Below are 23,314 nucleotides of genomic sequence, written 5' to 3'. Positions count from 1 at the left end.
TTCTGATTACCATGATTTCCTGGCTTTCGCCAAAAGCGGTTGAGAATCAAAGTCAATCCGAAAAATCACAAAAATCCCGGTTCCAATTTATGAAACAACGTATTGCGATTGATATGGATGATGTCATGGCCGACACACATGCCAAGTTTATTAAGTTGTACCTGGAAGGCGACATGCCACGCTACACACTTGAGGAATTGAAGGAAAAATCCTTCCACGAATTATTCGACGAGGATGAATACAAAGCCATCTCACAACGAGTGTATGAACCGGGCTTCTTCCGCGATATTGCGGTGATGGAAGGGGCTCAGGATGTTATTGCCGATCTGATGAAAAAATATGATGTGTTTGTGGCCTCGGCAGCGCAGGAATTCCCAAATTCTCTTCGTGAGAAATGGGATTGGTTACAGGAACATTTTCCCGCGATCTCCTGGCGTAACTATATTTTCCTGGGCGATAAAAGCGTACTGAACACGGACTACCTGATCGATGATCTCCCCGAAATCTTCGCACATTTCAGGGAGAAGGTTTGCTGTTCGACGCCCTCCACAATCGCGATGATAATCAGTATAAACGCGTAAAATCCTGGCAGGACGTAGCAAACGTTTTATTGTAATACGTTTAAAAAAGTGGTGCCGGGTTCTCAAACCCGGCACCACTTTTTTAAACGGAATCAACACAAAAATAAAAGGCCCCGAACGAATAATTCGGGGCCTTTTTATAGCTGTATTTTTTGATTAAGCTTCCGCTTTTTGCTGCTCAACAAATCGGTCGTGTCCAACTTCCTGCTGCGCCTTTTTAGCTTCTGCCGATGGTCGCAATCGCACGATATGCAATTTATGCAGCAGGCCAATAACCGGGTACGTTGGGTCAAATTCAAACCAGCGAGCGCCAAAATTAGCCGCATTCGGACGTTTGTGGTGATTGTTCTGGAACAGTTCGCCCATCATCACTACGTCCAGAATCAGCGAGTTTTTTGATTTATCCTGATTATCGAAGTTAGCGTAACCATATTTATGGCCGCTCCAGTTGATGATCGCGCCATGTACAGGTCCCATTACGAAGTGAACAGGCAACAGAAAGAAAAACGCCCAGTGCATATCCAGGTAGAAAAACGCGAAGATGTAGAACAGGCTATAAAACACTCCCCAACCAGCGCGTGACACCCACGAATCACCAAGTTTTTCGATAAAATTCCACTCCGGGTAATTCCGGTCGAATTGTTTCTCAATTGCCTGTTTACGGTGCAGAACAGCGTTATAGATATTTTTAGTCTGCCACATCATCGTAAAAATGTTTTTCGTATGATGGGGCGAGTGAGGGTCTCTTTCGGTATCACTGAAGGCATGGTGCATCCGATGAAGCACCGCATACGCACGGGGACTCAGGTATGAAGAGCCTTGCGATACGTACGTTAAGGCATAGAAAAACCGCTCCCAAAATTTGCTCATCGAGAACATTTTGTGGGCTGAATAACGGTGTAGAAAAAACGTTTGACAGAACAAAGACAAATACCAGTGCCCAATAAACGCGGCCAGTACGAAAACCACAGTGTTATTTGATTAAAAGGTGTACAAAACTTGTCACTAAGAATATTACTACAAAACTAACGAATTTTTAACGGATTTGGCCTGCTTTCCCCAAATAATACTTTAATTAATTACAGTTGTAGCATACTGTAGCAGATTGGCACCCATTCGCAAGGCCTGTTGCCGTACGGGTTCGGGGTCGTTATAAACGCTCTGATCTTCCCAGCCATTGCCCAGATCGCACTCGAAGCTATAGAAGCAAACGAGCCGCCCCTGATAAATCAACCCGAATCCCTGAGGAGCTTTACCATCATGCTCGTGTACCTTCGGCAATCCGTTCGGGAATTTGAACTTCTGCTGATAGACCGGATGCGTAAACGGCAGTTCGACAAACGACAATTCCGGAAAAACTTTTTTCATCTCGCGCCGGATAAATTTATCCAGCCCGTAATTGTCATCGATATGCAGGAAACCGCCCGACATCAGATACCGGCGCATATTCTGAACTTCGGCATCGCTGAACGTAACGTTGCCGTGTCCGGTCATGTGCACGAACGGATACCCAAAAATATCGGGGCTACCAGCCTCCACAATGTCTTCCTCGGGAAAGATGTTCATGCGCAGGTTGGCATTGGCAAACTTAATCAGGTTAGGCAGGGAAGTTTTATTGGCATACCAATCGCCCCCACCATTGTATTTCAGCTTGGCAATTTTATAGGCATACGGGCCCTGGGCAATGGCTAATGAGGCATGGATAACGAAGAGTGTAATCAATAATCTTTTCATACATTCAGGAAGTTTAAATACTGACAGGCAGTCAGGGCAGCCGTTTCCGTACGTAGTCGATTCGTGCCGAGCGTTACCATCTGAAAACCAGCGGCAATGGCCTGCTGAATTTCTTTATCCGAAAAATCACCCTCCGGTCCAATCAACACGACGTACCGACCCATTGCAGTAGCCGCTCTTGCTAAGTTAACAGGTGGAGCGTCATCAGGCAAATCCATGCCGGGCAAGTGAGCTATAAACCGTTGTTCATCATTTACTGTTTTCAATAATTCGCTAAATGAAAGCGCATCGTCCAGTTGAGGCAGAAACGATTGCAGCGATTGTTTCATAGCCGCTACAGCAATCTTTTCCAGCCGTTCCAGTTTAAGCACCCGACGCTCGGAATGTTGCCCAAAAAAGAAACTAATTCGCTCAATGCCAATCTCCACGGCTTTTTCAATAAACCATTCAATTCGGTCGAGATTTTTGGTTGGCGCTACGCATATACGGATGGAAAACGGGCGGGTGGGCGTTGTTTGCGTATCCGTTACTCTGAATCCACACCGACGAGCATCGGCTACCGTAATAACGGCAGAATAGCGGTTTCCGTGCCCATCCGTAACAGCAATCGGGTCACCCACTCCCAGCCGTAATGTTTTGACGGCATGGCGTGAATCATCTTCACTGAGAACTAAGCCCGGCGTGGATTCGCCTACGCCGGAGGAAGGCAGGTTCGGTTGAAAAAATAAATGCATTTGTAAAAGTAAATACTCAACCCGTCGGGCCTATCATTTACCCGCAACATCCGACCAGAGCCAGCGTAACGATTCCGGTAAGATGGACCCGCCATGTTTGCCATTGTGACCACCCGTACCGCCCACGAATTTGTACTCGTACTTGCTGTATTTGAGGGCCGCTTCCATTTCCTGATTGGCCAGCCACCAGTTCCCATGCTGGTTGTCGAGATCGCTGTTGCCATCCTGTAAGAAGACTTTAATCGATCGTTTAGCCGCTTTCCGAATCAATGATGGATACACGTAGCCGCCTTTTATGTTGGTGAAACTCCCGATATGGCTCAGTACTTTATGAAATTGATCCGAGCGCTGCCAGGCTACCGTGAACGCACAAATGCCGCCCGACGAAAGACCGCAGACGGCTCGCATCTGGGGCGAATCGGCTAGTTTGTATTTCCTGCTAAGTTCAGGAATAAGCTCTTCCAGCAGCAAACGGGCGTACTGATTGGTGAGAGTGTCGTACTCAAAACTGCGATTATCTGCCCTGAACGGGTCTTTCGGCAATTCCTCTCCATGCTGGCCTGGGTTGATAAACAGGCCAATGGTTACGGGCATGGCTTTCTGATGAATCAGGTTATCGAACACGATTGGTACCCGAAAATCGCCATCTTCCTTTACGTAGGTATGGCCATCCTGAAAAACCATCAACGCAGCCGGATTCTGTGGATTATACTGAGCAGGCACATACACGTAGTACTCGCGAATGGTGTTCGGAAAAACTTTACTTTTCCAGACAGACTTCGTCACTTCACCCTTAGGTACACCCGCTTGCCGCTGCGAGTCGGGGCCATAGGTTAGCATTTCACTACTGGGGTTCTGTTGAGCCTGAACCCAACGGGTACCGACCGAAAATGCACTAATAATCAGACAGATTAGTAGACCGTGTTTCATATCAGATAAAGAGATTAACTACCCAATCCTACCGACCTAATCTGATAGCAAAGGAACCCACCCCGCCATTTTTTTGTAATTTTGCGGGATACGTCTTTTACTGTGAAAAAAGTTGCCTTTTATACGCTCGGCTGCAAACTGAACTTCTCCGAAACCTCAACCCTCGCCCGTCTGATGGAACAGCACGGCTATGAGCGGGTGGAGTTCAACCAGCAGCCCGACATTTTCATCATCAACACCTGCTCCGTTACGGACAATGCTGACAAAAAATGCCGGAAAATTGTCCGTGAAGCGCAGAAAATTAACCCCGATGGTTACGTTGCCATTCTGGGCTGCTACGCTCAGCTGAAACCCAAAGAAATTTCGGAGATTCCGGGTGTGGATGCCGTTTTGGGAGCCTCGGAGAAATTTCGGCTGCATGAGCTGATGCCTACGTTTATAAAAGTGCCAGCCGGTCAGCCAGCGCAGGTGTTCAACTCACCCATTGAAGATGCCATTGAGTACCACGCTTCGTATTCGCTCAACGACCGTACCCGCACATTCCTGAAAGTGCAGGATGGCTGCGATTACCCCTGCGCCTACTGTACAATCCCACTGGCACGTGGCAAGAGCCGTTCCGACACGGTTGCCAACGTAGTAAAAGCCGCTCAGGAAATTGCCGAACGGGGTGTGAAAGAGATTGTGCTTACAGGCGTCAACATTGGCGATTTTGGTTTGGTCGATGGGACCGGGCTGGCGACACAGCGGCAGTCAACCTTTCTTGAGCTGATCCAGGCGCTGGATGAAGTTGAAGGCATTGAACGGTTCCGCATTTCGAGTATAGAACCCAACTTACTAACCGATGAGATTATTGCGTTTGTAGCCCAGTCGAAACGGTTCGTACCGCATTTCCATGTACCGCTGCAATCGGGTAGCAATCGGGTGTTGGGATTAATGCGTCGGCGTTACAAGCGCGAGCTTTATGCCGACCGTGTTCAGAAAATCAAGGAATTAATGCCTCATGCCTGCATTGGCGTGGACGTGATCGTAGGGCACCCCGGCGAAACCGATGAGTTATTTAAAGAAACGTATCAGTTCCTCAATGAACTGCCAGTTTCGTACCTGCACGTGTTCACCTACTCAGAACGACCCAACACTACGGCCCTGACGATCAAGCCGGTTGTGCCGGCTCATGTGCGGGCTGAACGTTCGAAAATGCTGCACATTCTGTCGGATAAAAAACGCCGTGCTTTCTACGACTCACAGGTTGGGCGTTCGGCGACGGTGCTGTTTGAAGAAGATGTTGAAGACGGACGGATGCAGGGCTTTACCGAAAACTACGTCCGGGTAGTGGCTCAGTACGATCCGCTACTCATCAACGAAACGATGCCCGTACGACTGACTGCGATAAATGCGGCTGGGCTGATGGAAGTACGTGAAGTCGAGCCTGAGCTGGAGCATCAATAGAGAATGGCTTCCCTGAAAGTTCGCTGAAAACAGTTTCCTTGATATAACAGAGTCGGGTTTGAGAACCCGACCTCACCATCTATGCTAAAAAAGTGAAGTCGGGTTCTCAAACCCGACTTCACTTTTTTAGTGTTTTTAAGCTGAACGTAGCGGCAATCAGCCAAACGTGCCGACTACGCCGGTGTCTTTCCAGCTTTTCGATGAAGCGGATTCGAGAACGGCTTCGCACACTTTCTGGGTGGCCAGCGAATCTTTAAAATCGGGATGGCAGGGTTTCCCCGTTTCCAGACTCTTCAGAAAATCAGCTACCTGATGGACAAAGCTGTGTTCGTAGCCAATACCCAGACCGGGAACCCACCATTTGTCCATATACGGCTGATCGCCATCGGTTACGTGAATTGAGCGCCATCCCCGTACAATCGACTCATCAGCATGATCGAAGTACTCAAGTCGGTTCAGATCGTGCAGATCCCAGCGGATTGATGCGTGCTCACCATTGATTTCAAACGTATACAGAGCTTTATGTCCCCGAGCGTAACGCGTCGATTCAAACAAACCCAGTGAGCCGTTTTCGAAATGGCAATGGAAAATACAGGCATCGTCAATACCCACTGGCTGCACTTTACCCGTTACGGCGTGTAAGCGCTCTTTAACGAACGTTTCTGTTACGGCCGATACGTCTGTAATGGCTCCGTTGATCCACATAGCGGTGTCGATGCAGTGGGCCAGCAGATCGCCCGTTACGCCCGACCCTGCGGCTTCAACGTCCATCCGCCAGGTGCCGGTCCCTCCCTGCGGAACGTCGGCACTGATGGTCCAGTCTTGTAGGAAGTTGGCCCGGTAATGGAAAATTTTCCCAAGTTTACCCGAATCAACGATCTGCTTGGCCAGCGAAACGGCCGGAATACGTCGGTAGTTGTACCAGACAGTGGTGTTTACGCCAGCCTTTTCAGCGGCCTCGACCATCTTCTGACCTTCTTCAACATTACGGGCCAGTGGCTTTTCGCAGAGAATCATCTTACCAGCAGCGGCAGCGGCAATGGCAATCTCGGCATGCGTATCGTTGGGCGTACAAATATCGACAGCATCGATATCATCCCGCGCTACAAGCGCTTTCCAGTCGGTCTCAATGGATTCGTATCCCCACTGGTCGGCAAAGGCCTGCACTTTTTCGGCGTTACGTGAACAAACCGCTTTCAGTACGGGGGTGTATTCGAGTTCAGGAAAAAAATTCGGTACGCGGTTATACCCGTTGGAGTGAGTACGGCCCATAAACCCGGTACCGATTAAGCCAATTCGTAATTCTTTTTTTGTTGCCATGTTTCAAAGTAGTTCGCGGTTGGTGACTAGTAAACTGCTGCCAGACCCCTAACCTCTATTTTTCTGCTTCGTACCAGCCGTGTTGCTGACGAACTTTAATCATAGTAGCCAGAATGTCGTTCCAGGTTTGCTGACTGGTCATCACGCTATTGGGGAACATACAGCCATCCCAGCAAATGTGTTTGAAGGCTTTGGTGAGTTGCCCGTTTTCGTCGCGCAGCCAGTAACCCGCATCATGAACCACATCGAGTTTACCATTCGGGTCCAGCGCCTGACAGTGCCGACCCGTTTTGTCGTGTGAACCGGACCCAAACACCGTACCGTCATTCTGGGCGACGTGAAAATCAATAGTCCACGGACGTAGTGCGTTTGTCAGGGTACGTAGTGCTTCGCTCAGGGCTTTGCGATCACTCCAGTCAAAGTCGGGAGGGAGGATGCGGTCCTGTTCACGGTTATAGCCCATCGTGTATAGGAGCGTGTGCGCCATATCGGCCTGAAAACCCATATTCGGGCGATCAACAGCCTCCAGCGTTTCGAGCATGGTTTTCCAGCTGTGCATGCCCCCCAGCAGATTTCGCCCTCGGCAGCCAGCTTTTCGCCGTAATCAGCCGCTACGTCGCAGGCTTCCTGGAAGGTTTGGACGATCAGTTTGGAATTTCCGGTTGGATCAGCATCCCATTCCGTTGGCGAACTCGCCGAATCAATCCGAACAACGCCACTAGGCCGAATACCTAGCTCACTAAGCTTTTGACCGATATGGCAGGATTTACGGACCATCTCAACGAACTGAGCACGCTGCTCTTTCGTGCCCATTGCAGGCCCACCCCAGATTGGCGCGACCAGTGAGCCAATTTTCAGATCGAATCCCCCTACTTTATCGGCTAATCGTTTTATATCGTCGTCCGACATGTTAATGTCGAGGTGTTCGAAAAGTGCCAGATCGACACCATCGAACTTAACCCCACCGACATCAGCCGCAGCGGTCATTTCCAGCATGGTATCAAATGGAACGACGGGTTCAGAGTCAGGCCCTTTTCCGACTACACCCGGCCACATCGCGTTGTGCAGCTTCGGATAATTATTCTCGTTCATGAAGGTATTATGGTTTAAGGTATTTTTTTGCGCGTTCGGTTTTAAGAAACCTCACTTGCCAGATGGAAGCATCTGACATCACTTTTAAGCATTGGACCTCACTCGATTTACAACACCAGATCAGGGTTAGCCGGACCGAAGTGTTTGAGCATAACGATCGGATCAGTTGTCGATAGGTTAGTAATGACAACGCCTTCCATAGCCGCTTTTTCACTCACAAAAAACTCGTCGTTGGTCAGTTGTCCGTAACGGATCATGGTTGGTGTTTCGATATCCCAGTCGCCCATTTTACCGTGTCCCTGCATCATAATCAGGCCATAGGCGGCACTATCTTTAATCGTTACGGTCTGCCCCGGAAAAACGGTTAGTTCTTTGGCGCTGAACGCTTCATTTTTATAACAAACCCAGACTTCGCTATACCCTTCCGTTTGTATGTTCTCATGCACCGGCTTTGGACGCATAAACCGGTTGGCCATCATCTGCGGGTCGGTGTTCAGTTCCCAGTCGATGGCTTCCATGAGCTGATCATAATCGCCGATACGGTCTTTTGGCGTACCATTCCAGAGCAGTTCTTCCGGAATGATTGCTTCGTTTACCAGCGACTGATACATGGCGAAAACGTCGGAGGCTTTCTGTGGCTCGTAGGTGCACAGGCTTCCCGGTGCGTGAAGGAGTCCGGGCGGTACGTCCCAGCCGGTACCGGGCTCAAGCCGGTAAGCCGATGAGTAGTTCGTAATTTTATTGTCGCCTTTGGTGAAGTTCATCAGACACTCCTTGATCTGTTCTTTGGTCGTGCCGGGCGCAATGCCGATGAATGTGTATGGAAAATCGCCACCGTGATTATTAACCTGCGGGGGAAATAATAGGCTTCGGGTTTGCCCAACTGACCGATCAGAGCCGCCTGTTCGTCGTTATGGTGCAAGTGATGCGGCAGCGGTCCCATGTTGTCGAAAAATTTGGAATACATCGGCCAGCCTTTGTATTCATTCCACAGCCGGTCGCCTATCAGCTCTCCTTTTAGCTCCTCAACGGCATCTTTCAGTAGAAACTGGTGCTCTTTTCCGTCTTCGTCCGTGAATACAATATGACTTAACCCTTCGTTTTCACCCGTCAGTGGGCCATTTTTAGCCGGTGTGGTTGAGGAGAACCAGCGTTCGTCAATACCGCCCCGTTCACCACCTAATACGTAATAATCGTCGGGGTGCAGTTTGATACGACGGCCGGGTACACAGAATGACCGGGGTACCCAGGTGGGAGTAAGCCGCAAAATGCCTTTTCCCTGTTCTAAAGCCTTCTCGGCCAGACTAAGTGTTGAGGTTGTTTCCATGAGGTTTTTTTACTCAGCTATGTTCACTAAAAAACTCTTTTACCTTTTTGCCCCCAACCCCCTGAAGGGGACTCAAATTGGCCTCTAAAATAAGCTAAGTCCCCTTCAGGGGGTTGGGGGTAATTACTACACACTTAAAAAATTCTCGATTTCCTGCTCATTCGTCAGTATTTCCAGTTCCAGATCATACGTTCGGGTTTCTCCTGGTTCGAGAAACAGGAGTTCATGCTGCTCACGGGCTTTAGCTTGCCCAATGAGGGGATTTGTGGCCGGTTCGAGGCCCGTTACGTATTCGCCTTTACCCCAGTGCTGCCAGTTAATGAACCAGGGCAGTTGGTCTTTCCGAAACCTTAGCGCCAGCGCCACACCGATTTTTGCATTATGAAGGCCAACTGTACACAAGCCCGAGTTATCGGGGATGATGTCCACCGAAGCTACGGCTTCTCCCGTACCGCTGTGGTCGTCTAATGGAGCCGGGCACTTTTTAAACGAGTTGTTCTGGTTGAAAATCCGGTCATTGATGCCCCCTTCACGCGCCTGCCAGGGACCGTTCCAGACGATATCGGTTCCTTCATCGACCAGTGGCCAGCCAAAATTGAAGTGATATAGCAGCATGTGCGGTGCCGACGTATTGCCCCGGTTGGTGACTTCGTCGTGGATTCGGATTACGGGTTGACCAAGCGTGCCGGAAATGGTCCGCTTCAGTTCCAGCCTGGGGCCAAAAATGGTCGTTTCCTTCATTCGCCCGGTAATGCCCATTTCCAGATTACCGACCATCGGATCGGGCTGGAGAATGGATTCAATTTCGGCGGAAATGTTGCTGATCTTTCCGTGTAATCCACGTTCGCCGTAGGCATCCTGCTCCGGACCACCCACATGCGAGAGTCCGCAGGTGGTGAGCAGACCCCCACCAAAGGTTCGGAGCCAGTCAGCGCCCCGGTCCGAAAAAGGTTCGGGAGCTGTAACGCCGGTATGACTCAGCCAGGCCAGGCTATGCTGGTTGTAAAAAGCATCGGCAATGTCCATCGCCCGATCAAGAACCAGCTTGATGCGCAAACCGGCGCCGGTATTGATCCAGGCGATTCGGCTGCCTCGCCCGGGGCCATTGTCTAGTACGGAGGTTTCAATTCCACCGATCTGTGCCGTATTCGATAGTTTATTATGCCAGGGTTGTGGTGTCAAAACTGATTTATTTATTGACCCCTAAATCCCCTGAAGGGGACTTAACATTGTATTGTAATAAGTGCCTTTTAGGGGAGTCAGGGGTGAGCTAATTACTATTGCTTGATCATCAAATTCCGGTATTGCACCTTCATGGGTGGGCCAACGTGTACCTGAACGCCCAGTAACCCTTTCGATTTGCCGTTAACGGTGTCGTCATCGGTTACGTCGCTCATGAGTACGTCATTGATGTAATGCTGAAGATGATTGCCTTTAATGACCAGATGAAACGTATTCCAGTCGTTCGATTTGATCAGTGTTTTGAGCGAGTCCGAACTGCCGAGTGAACCGACCACCTGCATACCTGTCCAGGCATTCCGGCTCACCTTCGACCGAATCGCGTCCGGTGTATTTTCGCCTGTGTACGGTCCAATCACCGTTTTCTGGCCACGGTACGCCAGGGTTGTCCGCTTACGTTCTTCGTAATTCTGCCCGGTGTAGCTGTTTTTTCCGTCGATGTCGGCCTGATAGCCTCTCAATGCGTGCGGTACGTCCGTTAATTTATCGCTCCGGTAGTTGATTCCCGAGTTGCCCGCTTCTGTGATTTTAAATTCGCCTTTTAATTCAAAATCACCGGGTTCACCGCCTTGCCAGATAATGAAGTTATTGGTTTTTAGCAACGTAGCGGGTGTTATTTCTCCTGTCAGGCAGCCATCTTCAACTTTCCAGTACGTCGGATCGCCCTCCCAGCCGTTGAGAGTTTTCCCATCGAATATCGCTACGTATCCATCTTTTTTACTTTTCTTACCCTGACCTACGCAGGAGGTTTCGATACCACCCGTCAGTACAACCGCCAGGATAAGCCCCAGCGGAAGGAATGTATTCTTCATATTTCTCAGCATCTTCGTTTCAATTTGGTCAGTTCGCTTCCCTGTCATTAGTCATTGGTGATTGGTCATTAGTCATCAGTTACTACACAACATATTGCCCAATGACCAATGACTAATTACCATTACTTACCACCTGCTTTGTAGACTTCGTTGTTCTGGTTACCGCCCGACTTCAGGTAGGCAACTAAATCTCTTAGTTCATCCGGGTTCAGGCTGTTGATCAGACCAGGCAGCATTACCGATTCAGTCGAAAACTTCTTGGACGTTACGTCCTTCTTCGCAATTTTCCGAAGCTGATCCGGTGCAAATGGGTTCTGAGAGATGGAGTAGGTCGTTTTATCCTCGTTGACTAAGCGACCCAGCACCGACTGACCATTTTTGAGGTAGAAGATGGTTGATGCATACTGATCAGAAACCGTTTTGTTCGGGTTAATAATCGCATCGAGAATGTCCTTGTTCGAGAAGCGGGTTCCGAGGCTGAGTCAGGTCGGGACCTATATCGCCACCCTGTCCACCCATCGAGTGGCAACGGCTGCAGAGAATAGCCGAGTAGATTTTTTTACCTGTCTCAAAATCCCGGTTTTTCATACCAGTGTCAACCGCAGCAACCGCATTCTCCAGCATCCAACGACGGCCCGGCCCTTTGGGCGCGTAGTCGGTCGCGATGTCGTTTCCTGAGCTGGTCAGCAAGTCGGCACCCGACATCTTGTTATATTTATCAAACTGCTCTTTCGGCACATGATTCAGCGCCAGCTTGCGAGCTTTGTCAATAAACCCGATGTAGCTCCGGCCGCCCTGGTATTTAAACGCATTGGCAAACCAGGCAAAGTATTTATCCCGGAGTTCAGGAGTCCAGCCGTTTTTTGCGCTGCTCAGCATGGTAGCGTAATACGTCTGCTGAGCAGGTGGTAATTTTTCAAGCATCTTGGCAATATCCAGACCGTATTGTGGATTCCTCAGGATGAGGTCGCTCGATGCCGTTACCGTTTCGCCACCAACAGGGCCTGAATCTTCATTTTTCTTATCCAGCAGGGCAAGCGTCCGGTCGACCACACCCGGTGCTTCGAGCGTAATCAGCAGTTTGCTGTAAGCGCGGTTCAATACTGCTGATTTAGCCGGATAACGCGGATTCAGATACGCTATAACTTTCTCTCTATCGGCTCCTTCGGCTACACCTGTGCGGGTGAAAACCAGTTCAATAGCCCGCATTACGTCCAGCTGTTGCTGTTCAGAAAGAGGATCTAATTTTATCTTCAGCAACGTGTTCAGCATCTGACTTTTCAGCGATGGATCGCCGTGGTGCGTCAGGGCAATGATAGCATACGTAGCACGGACCGGGTCGGTTTCGGCCAGCGCTTTTTCCTGCCACTGACTAACGGGCTGATGCTCTACGGCAACGCGGGCAGCGTACCGAATAAACCGATCGGCATGGTTCAGATAAGGCCAGGCAGCATTGACAGCACCGGCCATGGGCTCGCCGTGGTATTTCTCCAGATCGGTTCTGATTTTATGTTCAGCCGTGAGCGCAGGTGCCTGTGTAGTGGGTGCCGAGGCTTCACTACCCGTGTAAGTAACCCGATACAGATCCGATTCCAGCCGACGACCGCCCGTCAGGAAATAAACCGCACCATCCGGCCCAACCAGCCCATCCGTAAGCGGTAGTGGTGAGCCAGAAATAAACTCTTCGGCCGTAGCGCTGTACGACGACCCTTTTGGCTGTAAATGAACGGCATACATAATACCGAAACTCCAGTCGAAGGCATAGATCGCTTTCTGATACTTCTGAGGAAACCGTGCTCCTCTACCGGCGAAAACGCCCGTTGGCGACCCCTGGCCCATATTCAGAACAGCCGGTAAACAATCGGCAAAGGTAGGCGACCAGTTACTGGCGGCAGTACGCCAGCCAAATTCGGCTCCGCTGGTGATGTGGCAGATACGGGTTGGTTTATACCAGGGCAAACCAAAATCCCATTCCATATCTGAATCATAACCGATTACATCACCGGCATCATTAAAGGCAAAGTCGAACGTATTACGGAAGCCTGCACCTACCAATTCCCATTTTTGCCCGTCTGGGTCAAGTTTAGCCAGCCAGCCGCCCGGTGCCATCCGATCCGTTGCGTGGCCTCTGGGGTCTTTAATAGCCGGAAACAGGTTGTCTTCTTTCCAGACAGGTGGCAGCCGATACGCATCCATTTTTGGTACGTCGGTAAAATTACCGCACATTACATACAGCGATTTTTTATCGGGCGACAGAACAATGCTGTGTGGGCCATGCTCTCCTTCGCCTTTTAGCGAACGTAACAAGGTCACTTTATCATATTGATCATCACCGTTTGTGTCCTGCAGACGATACAGACCGCTTCCTTTTCCAAAGTCTTTATTTTCACGGTTGTTTACCATGACATACAAGCTATTGAAGGCATACAGTAAGCCCTGTGCATAGCCCATGCCCACTTTGGCACCGTCTGTTGTCTGTCCGTTCTCCAGCGGAATGTTCAGTTTTTCAACTTTAGGTTTTTCCGATCCTGAGCCAACAGGCGGCAATGTTAGCCGATACAGAAACCCATATTGATCCGACGTAATCATCCGGCCTTTGTCGTCGAAAGCCATTGATACCCACGAACCCTGACCGTTTTCGGAAGGGCTATATAAATGGTCGGCTTTAAAACCGGGCAGAAGCTTCAATTTGTCCACTCTAGGATCACTTGGGCCCGTTTTGACGGATGCTGCCTCCTGCATATTAATCCAGGAGGTGCCGACAAGAACAAGGGCCGCAACCGCTAATCCGAGTTTAGCAACGTTGAATTGAGAAAACATAGTAGTTCTTAGATAAAGGTTTACTAAATAATTCCGATACCTGCCGAAATGGGTTCAGTCGGTACCAAGTTGAAGGTTGTAGTCTGTTAGTAAGAGACGAATGCCCGGTAAATTCTACTGATTAAACGGATAAACTCTCCCTAAACGTACCAGCTACGGCGATTGGCAGGTTTTGTAGCAAAACCACGTATTCCTCACGGAAAGACGGGACTATTTTTATAATGGATAAAGCAAATGCAGCAACTCGCAGAGTATGGTGGTGTGGTGTCGGACGGTTGGCCGCAGCCGTTCTCAAACCCGACACCACATCACCGGCACGATCAGAAATTTGGGGTTAATGCAGCTTCTACCGCAGGCAGACCATAATAATCATCCAGTACGGTAAAGGCGTTTGGTGGCGGAACAGCGCCGGCCGGGAAATAATACGCGGCTGGATTAGCTTTTACTTTCGCTCCGTAAGCACCAATAATTTCCTTCACACGACCCGTTCTGGTCAGATCGAACCAGCGTTTGTTTTCAAAAGCCAGTTCCACGCGCCGTTCTTTGAAAATGGCTTCCCGCATATCAGCCTGCGACGATGCTGTTGTAGCCGCCAGGCCAGCCCGTGCCCGAACCTGATTCAGATACGTAGCAGCTTCGGCGGTTTTACCCTGCTCATTCAGCGATTCGGCCATAAATAACAGTACTTCGGCATAGCGATACACAGGCCAGTTCTGCCCCGTATTCTGGTTCAGTGAGTGTTGACGGGCGTATTTCTTGATGTACGGATACGTTTTATCAGCCCGTTGGCTACCACTTAACTTCACATAGCCGATGGAAATATCCAGTCGTTTATCGCCGGGTTCGTAAGCCGCAATAAGATCCGGTGTTGGAATGTTATTGCTCTCCTGCGATGTAGGCTGCGGGTTCGACGTACCAACAATAGGAGCGATTTCAGCAGCGGTGATCGGCGAAGGTATAAACCTGTATATCTGGTTTCCGTTGTATCCAGCCGACCCTTCCATATACTGAATTTCAAACACCGACTCAGAATTGTTCTTGTTGGTGCTGGTAAAAGAGAAAGCGTTGTTGTAATCAGGCTGGAGCGTATAGCCGTCGTTGGTTATAATACTTCTCAGCGGTGCTTCGGCCTGCGCCCATTTCTTTTGCGTAATGTATAAGTTCGCCAGCAGGGTTTTAGCCGCTCCCGACGTAGCGCGTCCAGGTTCCTGCGTGGCTTTGTTAGGCAAAGCTGTGCTGGCTGCCGTCGCATCTTTCTCGATCTGCGCATAAATTTCCTCCGTTGATGACAACGGCAATGCAGCATCTGCCCGTCCGGTAATAGGCGTTAAATGCAGCGGCACTTTACCAAACAAACGTACCAGATCGAAGTAAGCAAACGCTCTCAGAAACAGCGCCTGTCCTTTGAGGTTGTTCTTAACCGCTTCCGTACTGAATGTAATCCCGTCGATCAGGCTCAGGATCTGATTAGCACGGGCAATGATCACATAATTCAGTCGGTACTGGACCAGTACGTTATCATTGGCCGTTACGCCATTGGCCGTCGGAACCGCAAAATCAGCCACGTTTTCGGTTGGGTCAACCGCGCCGTAAAGCGGATTACGAGCGTAGTACGTGTTGTCGGAGTGCATTTCCTCGAGAACCCAGGCCCGCTCGTTATACATCTGCCGGAACGGTACGTATGCGCCATTAACTGCCTGCTGAAAATCGGCTTCGGTCTTGAAAAAGGTTGCTGAGCTCAGTGCTGTTTCAGGCACTACAGTCAGAAAATCTTTTGAGCAGCCGGCCAGTGCTATCGCCAGGAGTCCGGTTGCTATATATTTTCTTTTCATAAGAGACAAGTTTTTAAAATTTGGTATTGGCTATTCTTTCTGCCAATGGATTGACCAATGTTTTAGAAATTCAGGTTAACACCAAGCGTATACGTACGTGGAACGGGGTAGTTCGAAAAATCAACACCCTGGCTCAAATTCCCGCCATCACCATCGCCAGTGCCATTGCCGCTGGTTTCTGGATTTGGTCCACCCCAGTACTTCGTGAAGATGTAAACCTGCTGAGCGGATGCATACACGCGGGCTGACTTGAAGAGCTTGTTCACCGCCCCAATGTTATAGCCCAGCGTTATGTTTTTGATGGTAAAGAACGATGCGTCGGCCAGAAACTGCGTACTGTTCCAGTCGCGCTCGATACCGGTGTAGTTTCCACCATTGTTTGTCGCGCCAAACTGACCCTTACCAGGTGTTATCACGTTGGTGGCAACACCAACCCCGTTTACAATTGCATTCTGAACCCGGAAACGGTCTTTTACGCCTTCAACCATGTTGAACACGGCATCCAGGTTAGCCGTGCTGTACAAGTGACGAACCCACAACTGATTTCCGTATGAGCCAGAGCCTGTAATTGAGAAATCGAAGTTACCGTACTTTAAATCGTTGGTAATCCCGTACGTAAATTTCGGGAAGGGGTTGCCGATGATTGTGCGGTCGTCCGCATCGCCACCGTAAGTAATCACCCCATCGCCATTAACGTCTTTCATTTTGATGGTACCAATCGCCGAACGGCCCGGAATAATGGGAGAGGTTCTAAGCTCTTCCGCACTCTGATAATACCCTTCTTTAACCAGGCCATAGAACTGACCAAACGGCTTGCCAACCTGCGTAATGTGGAATGAACCATACACCCGGTCGATTCCCGGCGCCAGCGAAACAACCTGGTTCCGGTTGAAGGAGATGTTGGCGTTGGTTGTCCATTTCAGTCTGCCCGTCGTGTTTTTGGTGGTCAGCGAGAACTCATGCCCCCAGAACTTAATTTCTCCAATGTTGTCACTGAAATTGGTGAAACCCGACTCCTGCGGAATCTGCACCTGGTACAATAGATTTGTGGTGCGCTTGGTATAAAAATCGTAGATAAACTGGATGCGGTCGTTAAACAGCCCCAGGTCCAGCCCCATATCGAACTGCCTGGTGGTTTCCCAGCCCAGGTTTGGGTTTGCCAGTGAGGTAACCACAGCGCCTGTCGCTACGTTACTGCCAAAAACCGCGTTGGTGGTATTGTTTACCAGCGCGTACGACGTATAGTTACCAATGTTGTTGTTACCGATTACGCCATAGCTAGCCCGAACTTTAGCAAACGAAACAGGCATCACTGTTTTCATGAAGTTCTCATCGGAAACAACCCAGCCAACCGAAGCGGATGGGAACGTACCGAACTGGTTGTTGGCGCCAAAGCGGGATGAACCATCTGCCCGAACAGCCGCCGTAAACAGGTATTTGCCTTTGTAATTATACGTCAGACGAGACAGGTAAGAGGTCAGTGCCCACTGGTTGATACCATTTTGTGTACCGCCCCGGTTTATGTTGAGCGCACCCTGAATTGTTGGCAGCCGGTCATCGGCGTACGTATCGGCCTGGATACGGCTGAATTCCTGCCGATACCACTGGTTTGTAAAACCAGCCAGCAGTTCGAAGTTGTGGTCGTTGAAGCTACGGCTGTAGGTTGCCAGGTTTTCGTTCAGCCAGGATGTGTTCTCCAGTCCCTGACGAATTGAAACGGCTGTAGTTGGAATCGGTACGTTAATCGCGCTGGTGGCCGTCGACGGGTTGAAGAAGAAGAACTTCGTGTTTTGGTACTCGATGTTCATCGTCGACCGGAGCGTTAACCCTGTTATTGGTCGATACTGAATATAAGCGTTCGCCAGCAGGTTTGTATTTTTGGTTTCGTTGACCAGTTCGGTGGCAGCACGTACCCAGTTCGGATACTGGAAGATGTTACCCGTACTGGCCGGAAACTGGTTGAACTTGGTCAGCTGGCCATTCGCATCGTAAATCGGCATAACCGGCCATGTATGCAGCGCGTTGAACAGAATCCCGGTACCCCGGTCACCGTCGGTTCGGGGTGTATTGTCAAACACATACGAAGGCGCTACGTTAAAGCCCACCGTTACCCGATCCGATATATTGTAGTTTGAATTCAGGCGCAGCGAGTACCGTTTGTATTTGTTGTTCAGTACTACCCCATCCTGATTGAAGATACCGGCTACCAGCGACGTATTTGCCTTGCCTGTGTTGTTCGAAACACTCAAGTTATAGCTCTGAATGGGCGCTTCGCGAAGCAATGCATCGTACCAGTCGTTGTTTTTTCCCTCATACTGCGATGGATTCTGAAACTCAGCCGGTACGGGCTGCAACTGATCTTCGTAATATTCTTTCTTAAACTGAGCGAATTCGACAGCGTTCAGCATTTTCACCCGGCCCCGCATGGGTACTTTCTGTATGCCCGCATAGGCGCTGAAACTGATGTTGGTCTGACCAGGCTTGCCTTTCTTCGTCGTGATCAGCACGACACCGTTGGCTGCCCGCGAACCGTAAAGCGACGTAGAAGCGGCATCTTTCAGAACCGACAGATCTTCAATTTCATCCGGATTGAGCTGGGCGATGTTTCCTGTTATCGGAAACCCATCAATTACGTAAAGCGGGTCACTACCGGCCGAAACCGACACCTGACCGCGGATACGGATGCTTATCCCCTGCCCCGGTTTGCCGGTTGCCTGGTTGATCTGCACGCCCGCCAGACGCCCCTGTAGTTTCTGGCCGATCTGCGAAACCGGCAAGTCTTTGATTTCCTGCGCGCTTACCGTCTGCACGGCTCCCGTTACTTCTTTTTTCAGCTGGCTACCGTACCCAACCACAACCACTTCATTCAGGGTTTGGTCGCCGGCAGTCAACGAAACATTCAGTGTTGTTTTTCCGGCCAAAGCCACTTCTTTGCTTTGATAACCGACAAAGCTAAATACCAGTACGGCCTGTGGATTTGGTACCATAATCTGATAATTACCCTGCTCATCAGTATTGGTACCTTTTGTACTACCTTTCACAATGACGCTTACACCGGGAAGGCCATTCCCTTTTTCATCGAGTACCTGTCCTGTCACCCTGGTGTCGGCCATTGGCGCCTTCACGATTCGTTCTGTACCGGTACTGTGCATCGCTAATAATTGTCCAGAGGCCGGTGCACCTCTTTTCTGCAAGATTGTCTGCGCACCCTGAGCTAAACCTGGGACTACGCCTGCCATCATACTTAGCGCAGCTAGCTGATAGAGTCTTTTCATGGATTGTAAGAGTAAGAGATAGGACTTAAGGAATGGACTGACTCCAAAAAAAGCCAATCGACTAGCCAAATATTACCAGCTTTGTACCGGTAACTTTCCCATACATACCCAACTTTGGCATTATTTGAGTAAAATTCTTGGAATTTTCAATATAAAAGCCGCAAGACGGGATTCGTGTAAAATCGACACTTTTTTAGAAGTCCTACCTTACCGGACTGATTAATTGATAAAGACTTCATCAACCAGCAGCAGGGCCTGTTTGCCTTTGCTGGGGTGCCATTCCGGGAGTTGAGCAACGGGTTTGGCAACAATTTTCAGATACGAAATTGTGTGAGGTTTGAACATACAGCCAATGGCTTTCAGAACCGGGTCGCTTTTTTTAGCAGGCATCTGCGGCTTCACCGTACCGATCAGTTTCATCTGCTTCCGACTATCACCACCCCATATTTCTATTGCTGACGGGGGAAAAATACCGGTTTCCGGCTCAATCATAGTCCGTAAATCGACCGACGTAACCGAAATGGGATGTTTAAATTCTGACACCAGCACCAGATCATTTTTCCGGACGCCAGCCCAGTTATTGGCCCAGGCGGGGCTGTTGGCATTGAAGGTGCCCAGCTTACCATCAAAAAACGTATTGGCTCCTTCGGCCTGATGCACCGGACTCAGCGGCATCAGCAGATTGGCACTGTCGGGTTTGTAGGCCCGTTTGTAATAATTGAACGTAGCAACCGGACTGCTAAACCAGCCGTCCTTATAGGCTTTGGCTTTAATGGTCGTACTCGCGTTAATCAAGGTTTTATTATCGATCAGCGGAGAGGTCAGGCTATCGGGGTCAGTTCCATCCGTAGTGTAGCGAATCTGAACTCCTTTTACCGGGTGTTTCAACTGCAAAACCGTCGACTGATCAAAAATGGGGGCATTTTTCAGTTGGGGCGGATTCAGGCGGATGGGTTCGCTCTTATCGCCATCGAAACCAGCAATAAACTGGATACGTGGGTTCGCTTTCTGAAGTTGCCGAATCTCGGCATCCGTCAGGCCGGTTTCCCAGAGCGCTATGGATTTCAGGTTTTTGAACCCACCTATCTGGCTTCGTAAGTCGGCAAAGGAGGTTTTGGTACCCGACAAGGCTATGCTCTCAAGGTGCTTTAGCGGTATCAGTTCTTTCAGCCCTTTACCGGTAATATCCGTAAAGTTTATATCCAGTTTCTGCAGGTTTTCAAACTGACTGACGTACTTCAGATCAGCATCTTTCACCGGCATCTTGTTTAGATTCAGCGAGACAACCTGCTGTTTGATTGGGCTAAGCTCCTGTAATTGGTCCGGCGAGTAGGTGGCTTTATTGTACAGATTGACCGCCAGCGCAGGCGATTCTTTCGCCAGTGGGGCAATAGTCCGATAATCGGTGTTCAGTTTTCTAACGGTTTCTTCATCGGCAGCGTCAAAAGCATAGGCAGGCTCCGCTTGTTCAGTGGGCTTAAACAACGTCATAGCCAGCATACGTAGCGAGTCGGTAGGCGGCAAGTCAACTACTTTCCTGTTAAACTCAGCCCTACTTCTTACCCAGGCCGACAGCAGGTTGATTTCGAAGGCCGACAACTGGGCTTTTCCAGAAGGCGGCATGTGCTTCTTTTCATCTACCGGTAGGTGTATACGTTTAAGCAATAAACTGATTTCCGGCTTACCTGCTACAAACAATTTTCCGCTTTTGCCCCCCTTCTGGATAGACGCAGCATCCGTCAGTGCTAATTCGCCTTTCAGCTTGTCGGGGTTATGACAGCTTGTGCATTTCTGTTCGAAAATTGGTTTGATTACGTTATCGAAAATAACAGCCTGCTGTAAATCGACAGGCTCCGATTTATTATGCTGGGTAACGGGGGCCAGAATAAAATCTTCACCATGCGTAATGACTGACCCGTAGTGCCCCGCCCCGATCAGCACGGTGCTCATCAGCGCAGCCCCCGACACAGCCAGGGTGGGTGAGTACCAGGTTTTGGTACGTCCCCAGTAGATAGCCGCAGCAATAAAAAACACCGCTACGCCCGTCCACTTGTGCCATTGAACCACTGAACCTGTGTAGCCATCTTCTTTCGACAGGAACAACCCCATAATCACCGTAACAGCCGCCAGAAGTGACCCTACCAGCAACAGATTTGTTGAAAGCGTCCGGTAAAATTCGGGGATATCGGAGGGTCGGCTTTCCGCATTGGCTGTCGGACCCGGCCGATTAAACCGATAAGCCTCCATCACTACTGCCAGTAGCAGAATAACGATAGGAAAATGCAGCAGCAGCGGGTGCATTCGCCCAAATGGCTGTAGCCAGACGGGGATCTCGATTTTGCTTTCAAACAGCAGCAAAAACAAAATAAACACCGCTGATGCGAACAAACCCTGTTCTGCTATACTGACTAACTTTTTCTGCATTTCAACTAAAAATGAATTGCGGTTGCTTTAAAAATCGGTTAAGTACAGGGTTATAAAGTTCTGACTATTCGACCTTTAACCGATTCCATACCCTCTTCAGGACAAGGCTGTTACGCGTTCTGGTTTATTCACCCCCAGGCCCCTGAAGGGGGAACAATCCAGTCTCGGTGAACTCCCCCTTCAGGGGGCTGGGGGGTATATGGTCTCAAATGGAATTTAAGGGTAATCTTTCAGGCAATAATATCGTGAACCACTTTCCCGGATACATCCGTCAGCCGATACCGACGGCCCAGGTGTTTGAAAATCAGCTTCTCATGATTGAGACCTAACTGATTTAAAACGGTAGCCTGAAAATCGTGTACGTGTACCGGATTGCTGACAATATTATACCCCATCTCATCGGTTTCGCCATACACAATTCCCGGCTTGATACCACCGCCCGCCATCCAGATGGTAAAGCAGCGCGGGTGATGATCCCTACCGTAATTTTCTTTCGTTAGTTTGCCCTGGGTGTAACTGGTACGGCCGAATTCGCCCCCCAGATCACCAGCGTTTCGTCCAGCAAGCCGCGCTGCTTGAGGTCGGTAACCAGGGCAGCCGACGCCTGATCGACATCTTTGGCCTGTCTGGCAATTTCGAACGGAAGGTTCCCGTGCTGATCCCAGCCTTGATGATAAAGCTGAACAAACCGAACGCCATTTTCAGATAATTTCCGGGCCAGCAGGCAGTTAGCGGCAAACGTACCGGGTACCAAGCAGTCAGGGCCGTAGAGTTTAATGATGTCGTCCGGCTCTTTTGATAAATCCATAACTTCGGGTACGGCAGTCTGCATCCGATAAGCCATTTCGTACTGTTTTACTTTGGCCGTTATTTCCGGGTCGCCAAACTCGTCGTAGGCCATGTCATTCAACTGAGCCAGATTATCGAGCATTTCCCGGCGCTCCTGCCGATTCATTCCTTCCGGATCGCGCAGATATAGTACAGGATCTTCACCCTTGCTGAACTGAACCCCCTGGTGAATGGAATCCAAAAATCCGTTTGACCACAACTTGGAGTAAACGCCCTGTCCGTTACCAATGCCACGGGAAAGCAGTACGGTAAAATTGGGCAGATTTTTATTCTCGTTACCAAGGCCATAACTCAGCCAGGAACCCATACTTGGCCGGTTGCCCTGCTGAGAGCCCGTTTGCAGAAATGTCAGTGCCGGATCGTGGTTGATGGCTTCGGTATACATCGACTTTATGATGCACAGGTCATCGACAATTTTAGCCGTGTACGGAAACAGATCACTTACCCACGCCCGCGATTGACCATACTGTTTGAAATCAACGAAAGAACCAACGAGTGGAAACTCTTTCTGATTGGCGGTCATACCAGTCAGCCGCTGCGTTCCACGAACCGAAGGGGGTATTTCCTGTCCCCATAATTCTCGCAGTTTAGGCTTGTAATCAAACAGTTCCTGCTGCGAAGGGGCACCGTTCTGAAACAGATAGATAACCCGTTTGGCTTTGGGTGCAAAATGCGGGATACCGGGCGTAAAGCCGTCATCGTCCGTACCATCCCCACGGAAGAGGTCAGGAATCAACAAAGAACCCAATGCAGCACTCCCCAGCCCCAAACTTAGTCGGGACAGGAAGCGACGCCGGTTGAAATTCAGTCCGTGTTCTAAGATCTCTTTTTCCATAAGTGATCAAGTTTTTACCCCTAAATCCCCTAAAGGGAGCTTGGGTCCAGTTTGAGCAAAGTCC

At 49.7% G+C, this 23,314-nt stretch carries 11 protein-coding genes and 5 pseudogenes; 2 read left to right on the top strand and 14 right to left on the bottom strand.

From position 1 onward, the window contains the following. Window positions 1-11: 11 nt before the first annotated feature. Window positions 12-616: pseudogene (locus LN737_RS13490) on the top strand (5' nucleotidase, NT5C type). A 121-nt stretch (window positions 617-737) separates the two neighbouring features. On the opposite strand, the gene LN737_RS13485 reads toward LN737_RS13490, so the two are convergent. From LN737_RS13485 to LN737_RS13470, 4 genes are all read right to left on the bottom strand, one after another. Next, entirely contained in the window at window positions 738-1,550 is an 813-nt protein-coding gene (locus LN737_RS13485; protein ID WP_405519633.1) for an acyl-CoA desaturase, read from the bottom strand. 102 nt (window positions 1,551-1,652) lie between these two features. After that, on the bottom strand, window positions 1,653-2,315 hold the full coding sequence (locus LN737_RS13480) for a DUF4159 domain-containing protein (protein WP_405519632.1): 663 nt from the start codon (window positions 2,313-2,315) through the stop codon (window positions 1,653-1,655). Beyond that, window positions 2,312-3,049 carry a 16S rRNA (uracil(1498)-N(3))-methyltransferase gene (locus tag LN737_RS13475; RefSeq protein WP_405519630.1) on the bottom strand — a complete coding sequence of 246 codons (738 nt, stop codon included), beginning with the start codon at window positions 3,047-3,049 and terminating at the stop codon, window positions 2,312-2,314. Before LN737_RS13475 ends, LN737_RS13480 begins: the two co-directional genes overlap by 4 nt. 33 nt (window positions 3,050-3,082) lie before the next feature. Continuing rightward, window positions 3,083-3,979, bottom strand: coding sequence for an esterase family protein (locus tag LN737_RS13470; RefSeq protein ID WP_405519628.1), 897 nt, complete (start codon window positions 3,977-3,979; stop codon window positions 3,083-3,085). A 102-nt stretch (window positions 3,980-4,081) separates the two neighbouring features. Between LN737_RS13470 and mtaB the strand changes: the two genes are divergently transcribed. Beyond that, window positions 4,082-5,425 (top strand): tRNA (N(6)-L-threonylcarbamoyladenosine(37)-C(2))-methylthiotransferase MtaB, encoded by a 1,344-nt coding sequence (gene mtaB, locus LN737_RS13465; RefSeq protein WP_405519626.1) that lies wholly within the window; start codon window positions 4,082-4,084, stop codon window positions 5,423-5,425. Window positions 5,426-5,581: 156 nt separating this feature from the next. Here the strand turns inward: mtaB and LN737_RS13460 are convergent, their stop codons facing one another. From LN737_RS13460 to LN737_RS13415, 10 genes and pseudogenes are all read right to left on the bottom strand, one after another. Then, window positions 5,582-6,745 (bottom strand): Gfo/Idh/MocA family protein, encoded by a 1,164-nt coding sequence (locus LN737_RS13460; protein ID WP_405519624.1) that lies wholly within the window; start codon window positions 6,743-6,745, stop codon window positions 5,582-5,584. A gap of 55 nt (window positions 6,746-6,800) precedes the next feature. Beyond that, a pseudogene (locus LN737_RS13455) lies at window positions 6,801-7,837 on the bottom strand (sugar phosphate isomerase/epimerase family protein). Between the two features lie 107 nt (window positions 7,838-7,944). After that, window positions 7,945-9,164: pseudogene (locus LN737_RS13450) on the bottom strand (hypothetical protein). A gap of 126 nt (window positions 9,165-9,290) precedes the next feature. Continuing rightward, window positions 9,291-10,346 carry an aldose 1-epimerase family protein gene (locus LN737_RS13445; protein ID WP_405519623.1) on the bottom strand — a complete coding sequence of 352 codons (1,056 nt, stop codon included), beginning with the start codon at window positions 10,344-10,346 and terminating at the stop codon, window positions 9,291-9,293. Window positions 10,347-10,441: 95 nt separating this feature from the next. Next, window positions 10,442-11,215 (bottom strand): DUF1080 domain-containing protein, encoded by a 774-nt coding sequence (locus tag LN737_RS13440; RefSeq protein WP_405519621.1) that lies wholly within the window; start codon window positions 11,213-11,215, stop codon window positions 10,442-10,444. A gap of 122 nt (window positions 11,216-11,337) precedes the next feature. Further along, a pseudogene (locus LN737_RS13435) lies at window positions 11,338-14,035 on the bottom strand (c-type cytochrome). 320 nt (window positions 14,036-14,355) lie between these two features. Then, complete coding sequence (locus LN737_RS13430; RefSeq protein ID WP_405519619.1) at window positions 14,356-15,867, bottom strand: RagB/SusD family nutrient uptake outer membrane protein; 1,512 nt, start codon at window positions 15,865-15,867, stop codon at window positions 14,356-14,358. A gap of 62 nt (window positions 15,868-15,929) precedes the next feature. Continuing rightward, window positions 15,930-19,142, bottom strand: a complete 3,213-nt coding sequence (locus LN737_RS13425; RefSeq protein WP_405519617.1) for a TonB-dependent receptor — start codon at window positions 19,140-19,142, stop codon at window positions 15,930-15,932. A gap of 219 nt (window positions 19,143-19,361) precedes the next feature. Next, window positions 19,362-21,566 (bottom strand): c-type cytochrome domain-containing protein, encoded by a 2,205-nt coding sequence (locus LN737_RS13420; RefSeq protein WP_405519615.1) that lies wholly within the window; start codon window positions 21,564-21,566, stop codon window positions 19,362-19,364. A 230-nt stretch (window positions 21,567-21,796) separates the two neighbouring features. Continuing rightward, window positions 21,797-23,250, bottom strand: a pseudogene (locus LN737_RS13415) (DUF1501 domain-containing protein). Window positions 23,251-23,314 lie beyond the last annotated feature (64 nt).

The organism is Spirosoma sp. KNUC1025, assembly GCF_045160025.1.
Lineage (GTDB): Bacteria > Bacteroidota > Bacteroidia > Cytophagales > Spirosomataceae > Spirosoma.
Note: the sequence above shows the minus strand (reverse complement) of the source record. Positions and strands in the feature narration are given on the sequence as shown.

Excerpts from the sequence above, each read along its gene's own strand:
- LN737_RS13420 (WP_405519615.1), bottom strand. The coding sequence starts at position 21,566 with ATGCAGAAAAAGTTAGTCAGTATAGCAGAACAGGGTTTGTTCGCATCA.
- LN737_RS13460 (WP_405519624.1), bottom strand. The coding sequence starts at position 6,745 with ATGGCAACAAAAAAAGAATTACGAATTGGCTTAATCGGTACCGGGTTT.
- LN737_RS13470 (WP_405519628.1), bottom strand. The coding sequence starts at position 3,979 with ATGAAACACGGTCTACTAATCTGTCTGATTATTAGTGCATTTTCGGTC.
- LN737_RS13475 (WP_405519630.1), bottom strand. The coding sequence starts at position 3,049 with ATGCATTTATTTTTTCAACCGAACCTGCCTTCCTCCGGCGTAGGCGAA.
- LN737_RS13480 (WP_405519632.1), bottom strand. The coding sequence starts at position 2,315 with ATGAAAAGATTATTGATTACACTCTTCGTTATCCATGCCTCATTAGCC.
- LN737_RS13425 (WP_405519617.1), bottom strand. The coding sequence starts at position 19,142 with ATGAAAAGACTCTATCAGCTAGCTGCGCTAAGTATGATGGCAGGCGTA.
- LN737_RS13440 (WP_405519621.1), bottom strand. The coding sequence starts at position 11,215 with ATGAAGAATACATTCCTTCCGCTGGGGCTTATCCTGGCGGTTGTACTG.
- LN737_RS13430 (WP_405519619.1), bottom strand. The coding sequence starts at position 15,867 with ATGAAAAGAAAATATATAGCAACCGGACTCCTGGCGATAGCACTGGCC.